This window comes from Paenibacillus intestini, from assembly GCF_030803945.1.
GTDB classification, from domain to species: Bacteria; Bacillota; Bacilli; order Paenibacillales; family Paenibacillaceae; genus Paenibacillus; species Paenibacillus polysaccharolyticus.
The window spans coordinates 376,743-389,736 of sequence record NZ_JAURUN010000003.1; the positions used below are offsets into that span (position 1 = coordinate 376,743).

The 12,994-nt window shown below is 47.6% G+C and carries 14 protein-coding genes and 1 other annotated feature; all 14 genes read left to right on the forward strand.

Annotated elements, in window-relative coordinates; all coding sequences use genetic code 11:
• Nucleotides 1–3: 3 nt before the first annotated feature.
• The 14 genes from spoVAE (at nt 4) to J2T16_RS10975 (ending at nt 12,610) form a co-directional block, all read left to right on the forward strand.
• On the forward strand, nt 4–354 hold the full coding sequence (spoVAE, locus tag J2T16_RS10910; protein ID WP_090914950.1) for a stage V sporulation protein AE: 351 nt from the start codon (nt 4–6) through the stop codon (nt 352–354).
• A gap of 194 nt (nt 355–548) precedes the next feature.
• Nucleotides 549–1,505, forward strand: coding sequence for an AAA family ATPase (locus J2T16_RS10915; protein WP_090914948.1), 957 nt, complete (start codon nt 549–551; stop codon nt 1,503–1,505).
• A gap of 3 nt (nt 1,506–1,508) precedes the next feature.
• The gene (locus tag J2T16_RS10920; protein ID WP_154888615.1) at nt 1,509–2,756 is read left to right on the forward strand and encodes a DUF58 domain-containing protein; all 1,248 of its coding nucleotides are present in this window, start codon (nt 1,509–1,511) and stop codon (nt 2,754–2,756) included.
• On the forward strand, nt 2,753–4,966 hold the full coding sequence (locus tag J2T16_RS10925; protein WP_221788900.1) for a DUF4129 domain-containing transglutaminase family protein: 2,214 nt from the start codon (nt 2,753–2,755) through the stop codon (nt 4,964–4,966). The genes J2T16_RS10920 and J2T16_RS10925 overlap by 4 nt, the downstream gene beginning before the upstream one ends.
• Nucleotides 4,967–5,074: 108 nt before the next feature.
• Nucleotides 5,075–5,602 (forward strand): YqeG family HAD IIIA-type phosphatase, encoded by a 528-nt coding sequence (locus tag J2T16_RS10930; protein WP_090914942.1) that lies wholly within the window; start codon nt 5,075–5,077, stop codon nt 5,600–5,602.
• On the forward strand, nt 5,599–6,726 hold the full coding sequence (gene yqeH, locus J2T16_RS10935) for a ribosome biogenesis GTPase YqeH (RefSeq protein ID WP_499018335.1): 1,128 nt from the start codon (nt 5,599–5,601) through the stop codon (nt 6,724–6,726). The genes J2T16_RS10930 and yqeH overlap by 4 nt, the downstream gene beginning before the upstream one ends.
• Before the next feature lie 51 nt (nt 6,727–6,777).
• Nucleotides 6,778–7,647: a shikimate dehydrogenase gene (gene aroE, locus J2T16_RS10940; RefSeq protein WP_221788902.1), complete on the forward strand. Its 870-nt coding sequence runs from the start codon at nt 6,778–6,780 to the stop codon at nt 7,645–7,647.
• A 76-nt stretch (nt 7,648–7,723) separates the two neighbouring features.
• Nucleotides 7,724–8,017, forward strand: coding sequence for a ribosome assembly RNA-binding protein YhbY (gene yhbY / locus J2T16_RS10945; RefSeq protein ID WP_090914936.1), 294 nt, complete (start codon nt 7,724–7,726; stop codon nt 8,015–8,017).
• 14 nt (nt 8,018–8,031) lie between these two features.
• Nucleotides 8,032–8,622 carry a nicotinate-nucleotide adenylyltransferase gene (locus J2T16_RS10950; protein ID WP_090914933.1) on the forward strand — a complete coding sequence of 197 codons (591 nt, stop codon included), beginning with the start codon at nt 8,032–8,034 and terminating at the stop codon, nt 8,620–8,622.
• The gene (gene yqeK / locus J2T16_RS10955; protein ID WP_154887983.1) at nt 8,606–9,172 is read left to right on the forward strand and encodes a bis(5'-nucleosyl)-tetraphosphatase (symmetrical) YqeK; all 567 of its coding nucleotides are present in this window, start codon (nt 8,606–8,608) and stop codon (nt 9,170–9,172) included. The genes J2T16_RS10950 and yqeK overlap by 17 nt, the downstream gene beginning before the upstream one ends.
• A gap of 17 nt (nt 9,173–9,189) precedes the next feature.
• A complete protein-coding gene (rsfS, locus tag J2T16_RS10960; RefSeq protein ID WP_090914928.1) occupies nt 9,190–9,537 on the forward strand; it encodes a ribosome silencing factor in 348 nt (115 codons plus the stop codon).
• A complete protein-coding gene (locus J2T16_RS10965) occupies nt 9,534–10,439 on the forward strand; it encodes a CvfB family protein (RefSeq protein WP_090914926.1) in 906 nt (301 codons plus the stop codon). The genes rsfS and J2T16_RS10965 overlap by 4 nt, the downstream gene beginning before the upstream one ends.
• 211 nt (nt 10,440–10,650) lie before the next feature.
• A complete protein-coding gene (locus J2T16_RS10970; protein ID WP_499018336.1) occupies nt 10,651–11,421 on the forward strand; it encodes a class I SAM-dependent DNA methyltransferase in 771 nt (256 codons plus the stop codon).
• A 232-nt stretch (nt 11,422–11,653) separates the two neighbouring features.
• Nucleotides 11,654–12,610: a phosphotransferase family protein gene (locus tag J2T16_RS10975; protein ID WP_221788906.1), complete on the forward strand. Its 957-nt coding sequence runs from the start codon at nt 11,654–11,656 to the stop codon at nt 12,608–12,610.
• A 113-nt stretch (nt 12,611–12,723) separates the two neighbouring features.
• Nucleotides 12,724–12,976 (forward strand) — a binding site (T-box leader).
• Nucleotides 12,977–12,994 lie beyond the last annotated feature (18 nt).

The window sequence follows — 12,994 nt, forward strand, 5'->3', positions numbered from 1 at the left end:
GATATGCAATTTCTATGGGCTTTTATCGTAGGTGGTCTGATCTGTGTAATTGGACAGCTGTTGATGGATGGTGCGAAGCTAACACCCGCGCATACAATGAGTACACTGGTGGTGGCTGGCGCGGTAGCAGATGCCTTTGGTTTGTACGACCCTCTGGTGAAATTCGCTGGTGCAGGGGCGTCGGTTCCGATTACAAGTTTTGGAAATTCTTTGGTGCACGGAGCTTTAACTGAACTGGAAAAAGAGGGATGGATTGGCGTGATTACCGGTATTTTTGACCTCACCGCGGCAGGGATATCGTCGGCGATTATCTTTTCTTTTCTCGCGGCACTGGTTGTTCGTCCAAAAGGTTAAATTTAAAATATATACTGTGATAAGCAAAGGCTTCGGATCTATATGATCCGTGGCTTTTTTTTGTCGTACCGATGCGGTAAATGCGGTGAAGCTGACGACTGGAAACAAATTGTGAGTTCCTTCGAGTGTACTCGTGACGTTGGATCATGTACAATAAAAGGAAATCTGTATGCTTTTTTAGGAGGTTAGACCACATGCCTGTGCGCAAAGAGTCGATCCAAATCATCTCTGCAGTTCGTTCAAATCTGGAGTCCTGCATTATGGGGAAGTCCTTTGAAATTCAACTTTTACTTACAGCTTTGCTAGCAGGTGGACACGTTCTGATTGAAGATGTACCGGGAACGGGCAAAACACAGCTGATCAAAGCACTATCGAAATCCATGCGCGGGGAATACCGGCGTATTCAATGTAATCCTGATATCCTGCCAAGTGATATTACAGGAGTTTCTGTTTTCCATCCGAAGGATGAGCGTTTTTATTTCCGACCGGGTCCGGTTATGACCAATATTTTGCTCGCAGACGAGATTAACCGTGCAACGACGAAAACGCAATCTGCATTGCTTGAGGTCATGGAAGAGCGCAGTGTGACCGTAGACGGTGACACGTACGATCTCCCGCATCCTTTTATGCTCTGTGCTACACAGAATCCGATTGACTTTGAGGGGACGTATACGTTACCCGAAGCACAACTCGACCGCTTTATGTTAAAAATCAGTCTCGGTTATCCCGACAAGGATATTGAAAAGACGTTGCTGAAGCAACATCAGTCGGGCCAACCGGTAGATCGGCTTGAATCCGTGACTCACATGGATCAGATCTCGGCTATCCAGCAAGAGATTAAAGAAGTGTTCATTGGAGATCCTGTGATGGACTATCTGCTGGATGTTGTTCGCCACACGCGCACACACCCGTCTGTTTTATTAGGAGCTAGCCCAAGGGCTGCGATTTCCTTCATGATGGCCGTAAAAGCTTTTGCCTTCTTGCAAGAAAGAGACTACGTGCTACCGGATGATGTGAAAACGATGGCTCCGTATGTCATCTCTCATCGTATTGTACTTCGTCCCGAATCCAGATTGGACAGCATGAGCTCAGAGGCCGTTCTGAACGCTGTATTACAGCAGGTTCGTGTGCCTGTATCGATGGGGCAATAGTTGATGAGACCGCTTTTGACTACAGTCAATCGAGGCTTACGCCACCCTCGCGTATGGGGCATCGCCGTGGTGTGGATGTGCTGCGTTGCGTACGTTTTATTTCAAGGAGGAAAGACCTCACTTATGCTTTTGTCCATGGTGACGCTACTTTGCCTGTATCTTGCGATTGCTGGATTCAGCGGTGTGAAACGGGCTCAGGGCGTACGGAGGCTCTCTTCCGGACAGGATCATGAAGAACTGCTTCATGCCGGTGATCAGGTCCGCGTGAAGCTGAACTTGACCATTCCAGGATTTCTTCCGCTTCCTTATGTGGTCGTGCGTGAGATGTTACATCGACATAATGGGGAATCATGGTCATTTAAGGAAAGTCTGATCCCGAGTATGCGGGGAACGGGTGAACTTTCCTTTCAAACTCCGCCGCTTGAGCGGGGGAAATATGTTTTCTCGGAAACGGAATGTGCTAGCGAGGATATTTTTGGATTGATCGAACATCGTGGAACATTCAAGGCCAGCGGTGAATTTCGTGTTTTACCTCGTACGGTATTTATTCCTTATTGGCAGCTTTATGATCGCAAGTCACGCTTGTCTGGACCACAAACAGCCTTGACACGTTCACGCAGGGAAACAACCCAGATCAACGGTGTGCGTGACTACGTTTACGGGGACCGTCTTTCTCGCATTCACTGGAATGCCACAGCCAAAACAGGCAACTGGAAATCTAAAGAATTTGAACATGAGTCTGTGCCTAAAACCATCCTGGTACTCGATGCGCTCGCCGGAAGTTATCCGCACGGTGAAGCATTCGAACTGGCCGTTTCTACTACAGCTTCTCTGCTAGACTATGGCAGTAGGGAGCGCATGGGCATGGGGTTGTTAACCTTGGCTGATAAGTCATCCTTCATGCCTCCAAGTGAAAGTCTGATTGAACGGCAGAAGATGATGCATCATCTTGTGGATATCCAGGATAACGGAAAAGATGCTACCTTGTTGCCTGGAGTTGAGAAAATAGCGCGTCAGTTCCCACAGGGAGCTTATTTTGTTGTCGTTTCTCCACAAAAAGATGAAAAGATAATTGAGCTACTTCGTTGGGCAGATACACGTGGCATGACTCCATGTCACATTTTGATTGATTCCAATGAATCCCGCCAAAGTAAGGAATGGAACGCCATGTTGCGTGGCAGGGGCACGAGATCATTCACCGTTGCTCATCTGCAGGAGCTTCCAACGGTTATGGGGGGAGGTTCGGTATGAATGCCATAAGAAATGAAAGTTTGGGATTAAAAAGATCCTGGTATCATGCGGCATCTCTGCTATGGATTTTTCTCATTGCGCTGCAATGGATATCGTTCACCCAGGAGTCATGGTATACCGAGACAACTTCGCTGGTGCTGTGGACTCTGGCGGCTGTAAGTATTCTGGAGGTCATTCTTCCCTTTAGAATGCTGTATCGAACGATAATCAAGGCGGTTGTTCTCTTGTATATTTTGCATAAAACGTTGATTGATTACATGGTTTACATCCCTTATGGAACGCTAACAGAGCGTGTGGAGCAATTTATCTTGCACATGCCTCCGTATGTCTGGTTTTCTTTGTGTGCATGGGTGATGTTGGAGGCTGCACTTCGCCTTGTAAACTCAACCCGCCGTATTCTGGTGTTCCTGGGAGTTAATATCATATCTCTAGGCATCCTGGATTCATTTACTCAAATTCCGCTCTGGGTTGAGATCGCTTGGGTGATGTTTGCAGGTATGGGGTGGCTCGTATGTCAGCACTTCCGTAATTATCAGCTGCAGTACCCGCAGGGCTGGAAACGAATGATTCGGTATCCTTATAAAATACTGGCGAATATTGCTATCATATTCTCATTAATTATTGTTGCCAGTGTGAACATGCCGGAAATTCCGCCAACCTTGACCGATCCGTACACCGCTTGGCGGAATTACACGGGAACATCCGCAAATCAATCCGGGAATGGAGTACTGGATATTCCTACAGCGACGGAGTCAGGATACAGCCGCGAGGACAGTCAGCTTGGCGGAGGATTTAACTTTGATTACACCCCAGTCATGTCAATCACGACCAGTGACCGAAGCTACTGGCGAGGGGAAACGCGTTCTGAATATACGGGTACGGGCTGGGATGAGCCTGGACGTGCTTCTATGGAGAATGTGTCAGCCAGTCAAACGCTGGAAAATGAAGAGGCTGGTAAAGTAAAAACGAAAAAAGTCACGCAGAAAGTAACGATGTTGAATGACACGGTATATCCCATTTTGTTTGGTGCGTATTCCATATCACAAGTGAGCTTGGTGAATGGTGAAGAAAGAGCGGATCGTATGCTTTGGAATACAGAGCGGGCGGAGTTGCACGTGGTCACATCGCGTCAGCAACCGCAATATCCCAAAAACTATACGGTTGTATCCGAAGTGCCGATTATCGTGGAAGACGAGCTTCGTACCAAATCAGCAGATGCTCTGTATACCAGCAATCCGGCAGAGGACAAGTATTTACAATTACCTTCCCGATTCCCCGAAAGGGTAAAGGATCTCGCAGCCGAGGTTACTGCGTCTGCAAAAACACCGTATGAAAAAGTAGCATTACTGCAAGACTATTTACAACAAAACTTCAACTACACCAACAATCCGGATCTGTCCCGGAAAGTGAGCAATGATTTTGTTGAAGGTTTCTTGTTTGATATTCGTGAAGGGTATTGTGATTACTTTTCCACCGCGCTTGTGATGATGGCAAGGGCCGAAGGCATCCCAGCCAGATGGGTAAAAGGTTATGCACCTGGACAGATGTCCCTGAACTCGGACATGCAGGCTCCACGTCAGCCGGGTGCGCCCATTGAAACGACCTACACGGTTACGAATGCGGATGCTCATTCGTGGGCAGAGGTATATTTTGGCGAATACGGATGGATTCCGGTTGAAGCAACCCCGGGATTTGATATGCCATTGCTGACCGAATCACCTGAAGTCCAGCCGGCTGATCAGCCAGAAGATCAACCAGAGGAAGAACCGGTTCAAGAAGAAAAACAAGCACCAACGCCTGAGCAGACTACAAACATGATTCCAACCTTTGTGATCTGGATTGCCGCTGCTGTTATCGTACTGTGGGTAGCCTATATGTTCTGGCGCAACCGCCTTTCGTTGCGATTCTTGTTACTTCGCCTGCGGACCGGCAGACCGCTGACACCTGAACAGAAGGTGCTGGCTGAAACAGAACGCTGGATTCGTTATGCGAGAAGACGAGGTCTAACGCGCAGTGGTGACGAAACGCTTCGTGAGTCAGTAACTCGCTGGAGTCAGCTTAGACCATCTGCCCAAACGACTTTTGAAGAGTTATTAATGAAGTTTGAACAGACCCGCTACAGTCCGGCAACGGTAACCGCCGATGATTGGAAGGTTGTCTATCAGGCAGCTCTGAAGCTGCGGAAGGAACTGAAAGCGGAACGGGCATAGAACATGCCCGTCCCGTTTTTCCTTTTTTTAACGTGATAAAGGGTGTTTTCATTTTCAGGAAAGACAGATTTGTGATATAGTGTGTCGTATGAAACTGAGGTGACTTCTTTGTTTAAAATGTTAATGCCCAAGCTGCGTGTAGACACAGTTTTTGATATTGATTTGGATGAACTGTACGCTCAAGGGTATCGTGGAATCATAACTGACCTGGATAATACGCTTGTTGGAGCCAAAGCACCTGATGCTACACCAGAATTGATCGAATGGTTCGCGCGTGTAAAAGAGGTGGGATTCAAGCTGATGATTGTGTCCAATAACAATCTGAATCGGGTGTCCCTGTTTGCGACTCCGCTGGATATCCAGTTTGTGCATAGTGCACGCAAACCATCGAATGTACCGTTTCGTAAAGCAATGAAGATGATGGAGCTTGCTCCCGAAAAAACGATTGTTGTAGGAGATCAGATGCTTACCGACGTTTATGGAGGGAACAGACTTGGACTCTATACGGTTCTGGTGCTGCCCATTTCCATCGGAGATGAGGGCTTTATGACTCGCTTTAATCGGAGAGTAGAACGGATTGCCCTGTCGAATTTGCGTAAGAAAGGCTTATGGCTTGAGGAGGAAAAGAAGAAATGACAGAACCGCATAACGGCAATATTGCCGTAAGATGCAGTGGATGCGGCGTGAATTTGCAAACGGAAAATCCGGATTTGCCCGGATATCTTCCAGAAAAAGCACTTGACCGTGAACCGGTCATCTGCCAGCGCTGTTTCCGTATCAAAAATTATAATGAGTCATCATCTGTAACGGTGGATCAGGACGAGTTCCTGGCTCTGCTCAGCAAAATCGGGGATAAGGATGCACTCGTCATTCATATCGTTGATTTGTTTGATTTTGACGGCAGTATTATCTCTGGCTTGCAACGCTTTGTTGGAAACAATCCGGTACTGCTTGCCGTAAACAAAACGGACTTGGTGCCTAAAGTTACCAACTGGAACAAAGTTCGGAACTGGGTGCAAAAGCAAGCCAAAGAACAAGGCCTGCGGACAGTAGATGTTGTGCTCTGCAGTGCGAAGCAAAACCAAGGCTTTGACCGTCTGCTTGAGCTTGTTGGCACGTACCGTGGAGATCGGGATGTGTACGTTGTCGGTGGAACCAATGTCGGTAAATCGACACTGATTAACCGTTTGATCCGAGACTACAGCGATCTGGAACAGGAACTGACGACCTCGCGTTATCCGGGAACGACACTGGATATGGTGAACATTCCGCTAGACGATGGAAAATATATTATTGATACGCCGGGAATTGTGTATCCTTGGCGCTTCAGTGAAATTGTATCCCGTAAGGATCTGGCTGCAATTATGCCTGAGAAACCGCTTAAACCTGCGGTATATCAATTGAATTCCGGTCAGACACTGTTCTTCGGTGGGATGGCCAGGTTTGATTTTATTGAAGGGGATCGCCAATCGTTCACTTGTTTTATCAGCACTGCGCTGGATATTCATCGGACAAAATTGGAACGGGCAGATGATCTGTACCGTGATCACCTCGGAGAATTGCTTTCTCCGCCAACCCGTGAGAATGCCGCTGAGATGCCGGAATGGACGAGACATGAATTCCGGATTAAACGTGGCAGTCAGTCGGACATATTCATCTCTGGTCTGGGCTGGATCAAGGTTAACGGAGATAAGGGTGCTTTAGTGGCTGTCCATGTTCCAAAAGGCATTCGGGTGCAGATTCGTCCTTCCCTGATCTAGTTTGGATGGCGGGACCTAATTCCAACAACGGATCAGATCGGAGGCGTATCGATGTCAGCAGAAAATAAGTTCAATTCTTCACTTCCCGTACTGCTGGGTGTAATGGGTGACCCGATTGCTCATTCCAAATCTCCGGCCATGCATAATGCTGCTTTGCAAGCAGCAGGTGTGCACGGAATGTACATGCCGCTGCATGTGCAGCCTGATCAGCTCGAAGCTGCTATTCGTGGCATTGTTGCCTTGGGTTATCGGGGTGTTAATGTCACGATTCCGCATAAGGAGCAGGTGATGCAATACCTCGATGTGATCGATGACAGTGCTCGCTTAATTGGAGCAGTCAATACGATCGTGAACGAAAATGGCAAGCTGACAGGGTACAATACCGACGGAATCGGATATGTGCGCTCGTTGAAAGAAGAGGCTGTTCCTCAGCTTGAAGGGAAAAGGATCGCTGTTCTTGGCGCAGGCGGCGCGGCAAGAGGTGTTATCTATGCGCTTGCTCTGGAAAAGCCCGAACAGATCAGCATCCTGAACCGCACAGCTGACAGAGCACTTACTCTTGCTACGGATCTGCGAAGCCATGGTCTGGGAAACATCTCTGGCAACGGGATGCAGGATGCTCGAGCTGTACTTGCCACGGCAGATATCGTTATTAATACGACAGCAGCGGGCATGCATCCACATGTGGATGATGTTCCAGTTGATCCTGCATGGATTCGCGAAGGGGCAGCTGTTAGCGATCTGATATACAACCCGCTCGAAACCCGTCTGCTCCGTGAGTCCCGTTTGCGCGGATGCACCGTGCATGGCGGACTCGGAATGTTTGTTTATCAAGGGGCCGTTGCATTTGAACACTGGCTTGGCATTCCCGCCCCTGTTGACACGATGAGACGAGCAGTACTGGATAGTTTTGAAAAATAATAATTGAACGGCCAGGCTCTGAATCAGCCTAGGGCTACATGCAGGGCCTGCTCAACATAAGGAGTATGAAGTATTCATGTTAACTGGTAAACAAAAGCGCTTTTTGCGGTCACAAGCACATCATCTGACCCCTGTGTTTCAGATTGGTAAAGGGGGCACGAATGAGCATTTGTTCCGTCACATCGAAGAGGCCATTGAGAAGCGCGAACTGATGAAAGTTCAAGTGCTCAACAATAACCTTGACGATAAAAATGAAATTGCTGCAGAGGTAGCTCGTGAAACAGGCAGTGAGCTCGTACAAGTGATTGGGAGCACCATTATCCTCTACAAAGAATCACGTGACAATAAACAAATCGAACTTCCAAGATAAGGAGCGTGGCGCGGGTGAAGATCGGCATCATGGGCGGTACGTTTGATCCGATCCACATGGGGCATCTGCTGGCAGCAGAAGCGGCAAGGGATTCGCATGCTCTGGATGAAATCTGGTTTATGCCGTCTCATGTCCCGCCTCACAAACCCAGTGCAGGTGCGACGGGGCAACAGCGCCTGGAAATGACTGAGTTGGCTGTGAAGCAAGCTACTCAGTATGAGGTACTAGGTATCGAAATGGAGCTTGGCGGCGTATCTTATACGATTGACACCATGCGTGAATTGTGGCGCCGTTTCCCTGAGCATGAGTTTTATTTTATCATTGGGGCGGATATGGTGAATTACCTTCCCAAATGGGAAGAGATTGAAGAACTGGCGTCCAAAATGACCTTCATCGGTGTTGGACGTCCGGGCTTCCAGCTACATCTGGACGATTTACCGGATGCATTGCAGGGACGGGTTCTGCTGGCCGAGATGCCTCTTGTTGATATTTCATCTACGGCGATACGCAGACGACTGGCGAAGGGGCATTCGGTGCGGTTTATGATCCCCGATGCAGTTCATCAATACATTGTAAGGAGCGGTTTATATGGCACTAAGCCGTGAGGGGTTAATCGAGGCTGTCTCTGCACAGATGCCGGCCAAGCGCTGGAAACATACGCAGGGTGTCATGGAATCAGCCGTTGTCTTGGCTGAAAAGTATGGTGCTGATCCGGTAAAAGCGGATATAGCAGCGATTTTACATGACGTGGCCAAATATTGGCCAGTAGCCGAGATGGAAGCCGTTATTCGTGATAACGGATTAAATATTGAACTTTTACATCATGATAAGCAGCTTTGGCATTCGGAAGTGGGTGCCTTTGTAGCTGAACGGGATTATGGTGTGTCCGATTCAGAGATTATTAACGCCATTCGGTGGCATACTTCTGGTAGGGTAGGGATGAGCCTGCTGGACAAAGTGGTATGCCTTGCCGATTATATTGAGCCGGGACGTGATTTCCCGGGTGTAGAGTACATTCGTGAGCAGGCTCAGCGCAGTCTGGAGGAAGGTTTGATTGCCGGTTTTGATTCGACGATCAGCCTATTGCTCTCCCAGCGCCGTGTTATCTACCCGCTTACGGTGCTCTCACGTAATGACTTGATTGCACAATTATAGATTATGGAGGTTGGTTCATGACAGTATCATCGAAAGAACTTATGAACATGGTGGTTACCGCCGCTGACGATAAAAAGGCATCAAACATTGTAGCACTTGACCTGAACAATATTTCACTGGTTGCCGATTATTTTGTGATCTGCCACGGTAACTCCGATACACAGGTACAGGCGATTGCTACAGAGATTCGTAAACAGGCTCATGCAGCTGGTGCGACAATTAAAGGCATTGAAGGCATGGACTCTGCACGCTGGGTGCTGATGGATCTTGGCGATGTCGTGGTTCACGTATTCCACCGCGATGAGCGTGAATATTACAATATCGAGCGTCTCTGGTCTGATGCCAAAGTGGTGGAAACGGTATGAGTTTGATTGCAGGAACAGTCGTCTCGCTACCGGTTTCACGTGAAGTGTCTCCATTTGGCTATTTTTTGACGACAGGATCGGAAGATGTATTGCTTCACTACACCGAGCTGACTCGGGATATCAAGATTGGTGAAACGCTGGAGGTTTTTGTATTCTTTGATACAGAAGACCGCCTTGCTGTTACGATGAAAAAACCGTACCTCACGCTGGGTGAGATGGCTAAACTGGTCGTAGCTGATGTGCATCCGCGCCTTGGCTGCTTCCTGGAAATGGGTCTTGGTCGCCAGTTGTTGCTTCCAATCCGTGAGTTGCCTGAACTTGAAGAACTGCGTCCCCAAGTTGGGGATGAGGTGTTCGTGATCATGGAGCATGACAAGCAAGGACGTCTGCGTGCCAAATTGGCCGGAGAACGTGAACTTGCTCCGCTTGCCTTCCACGCGCCAACCACATGGTTGAATGAGTGGGTGGAAGCTCTGGTGTACAAGCCGCTTCAGATGGGTACATTTGTACTTGTTGATGGTGGTGTGCTTGGTTTTGGAGCGATTGGCATGATCCATTCTTCGGAGCGCAGTCATATGCTTCGTTTGGGTGAAAAGGTGAAATGTCGGGTTACGCTGGTGCGTGAAGACGGTCGTGTAAATTTGGCGATGACACAACGCAAAGAAGTTGGGCGTAACGAAGACGCAGACAAGCTGCTTGCTTTTATGAAAGAGCGCCCTATGGGCGGCATGCCTTATTCCGATGCGACACCGCCAGATATTATCAAGCAACGTTTTGGCATTAGTAAATCCGCGTTCAAACGTGCTCTCGGTAAGCTGATGAAAGATGGCTTGGTGGTACAAAAGGAAAACTGGACGTACTTGTCTGATTCTGCGCCAAAATCACAGCAGGAAGAGAAGTAGACACAGGCGAGGCATAGCCGAATACAGCATGGATGTTTCGAGTTAGAGCATTCATTTTGGTTGAAATGTTGCATGTATCATGGAGCCGATGCTTTATGCATCGGTTTAAGTAAGGCAGGGCCAGACTGGGTAAACACCGGAAGCCCTGCTTTTTAGTTTGAATTTTGATCCGATCCGATGAGGAAAATGAAATTGAAAGTGCGGTGCCGACATGTCTTACCGGAAATTTGCCTACGTTTACGATGAATTAATGGAAGATATGCCTTATCCGGACTGGATAAGGTTTGCAAGAACAGCTTGGGAACAACATGGCATGCCCATAAGTGTGGCTGAGCTTGGCTGCGGAACGGGGTCCATTACGATCCCGCTGGTGAACTCTGGCTTTGAAGTGACGGGTATTGATCTCTCCGCAGATATGTTATCTGTTGCGCGTAGCAAAATGGAAGCGACACCTCAGGGACACCGTCTGTACAGGGAAGGCAGTGTACGCTGGGTACAGCAGGATATGCGGGAGTGGAGAGTGCCTGAACCTGTAGACTCGGTCATTTCGTTCTGCGATTGCGTGAACTATTTGCTGGAATCTGAAGATGTCACTCGAACATTCGAGCGGACGTATGAAATGCTGAAGCCGGGAGGTACATTCTTGTTTGATGTACACCATCCAAATACCTTGATTCGGTATGATGAGGAACAGCCGTTTGTGTTAGATGAACGCTCAGTCTCATATATCTGGACGTGTGATTTTGATCAGGAGCGGTGTGAGATTGAGCATCATCTGAGCATTTTTTCTAGATTGGATGAGGGCAACAGAGATACGTATCAGCGATTCGAAGAAGTTCATACGCAACGCGCTTATGATCCAGACTGGATGAAGCTTGAATTAAGCAAAGCGGGTTTCCGGGATGTGAAGGTGTATGCAGACTTTGAGTGGAAAGAAGCTGGAGATCACGCACAGCGTCTGTTCTACGTGGCTGTAAAATGATTGTTTAAAGAGAAAATTATAATGAGCGACGCTAAACTAATTTATATGAATATGAATATGAATAAGAAACTGTCCTTGTGCAGCGTGTAAGTATGTTGCTCGAGGCAGTTTTTTTGAACATATATGATAAAAAGTATTGCCGCTTGAAGCAAAGAGAGACATAATGAATGAAAAAAGGAAAGCGTTTTCTTAACATGCAAACTATATTTCAATCACAGGGAGAGTTGTAGAGATGGAAAGTACATATAAAACGAGATTGTCCAAAGAACAGCTGGATCAGATCATTAAGCATCACCTTGCTGTAACGATTCAAGATTACGAGGAAATGATCGATGGCTGGGCAAACCATGCTTATAAAATTTTTCTTGACGATGGACGAAAAGTTGTCCTAAAAATCGCACCTGCGGCTACGACCAATCTAATGCGCTGTGAACAGGATTTAATGACGGCTGAAGTGGAAGCACTCCAGCTTGTTGCTGAGCTTAAGGATGTTCCTGTGCCTCTGGTACTCGCATATGATGCTTCACTACTCATGGCTCCCGCGCAGTATTTCATTATGGAGTTTATGCCCGGGGTTCCATACAACCAGGTGAAAGAAGATTTTACTGCCGAAGATCAGGAAGTGGTTGAACAGCAGTTAGGCTGGTACAACCAGCGAATTAACGAGATTAAGGGAGAGCGGTTTGGTTATTTTTCCGGAAAGGACAGACAACGTGCGACGTGGAGAGAAGCTTTCTTGATGCTCATGCATGATATGCTTGCAGATGGTGAAGAGGCAGGGGTTGATATCGGCATCGATTACAATGAGCTGAGACGGTTGATTGATGAGAAATCAGATGCACTGGATGAAGTGACAGAACCTTCCCTGATTAGCTGGGATCTGTGGGATGGCAATGTGCTGGTCCAGGATAAGCAAATTACGGCCATTATTGATTTTGAACGCTCATTATGGGGCGATCCGCTAATGGAGCATTATTTCAGTCATTTTAACTATACTCCGGGTTTTCTCAAAGGATATGGACGTGAGGTTGAGACAGAGAACGAGCGGAAGCGCAGAAGTTTATATGATTTGTATTTTGATCTTGCGCTCCGAATTGAATGTGATTACCGTAAGTATGATAACAAGGAGCATATCGAATCTACGATCCGTAATTTGCAGGAAGGCATTGAACGGTTTAGAAAAATGTGAGAATGCCAGTTGACATGTGAAGGGCAATAAAGTCTGACTTGAGAGAAAGAGATTGTGACATGTCATATTGACTTTGAGCTTGCATTTTTATATAATGCTTCCTATATTGTATACATATTTCGATGATAAGGATCAGTAGTGGGTGCTGTACATGACAGAGAGTCGGCGGTTGGTGCAAGCCGATTGACAGTATTTTGCGAACTCGCCTTGGAGAAATGCGGTGATTACAAAGTTCTATGCCTTGGGTGCAGGACTGGAAATCCGCATCGGTTAACCGCCGTTACAGGTCTAAAGGGAGTGGATGACGAAGCACGTTCGTCCGCTAACTAGGGTGGTACCACGGGAATTCAACCTCTCGTCCCTAGCGCTGCAAACGCTACGGGA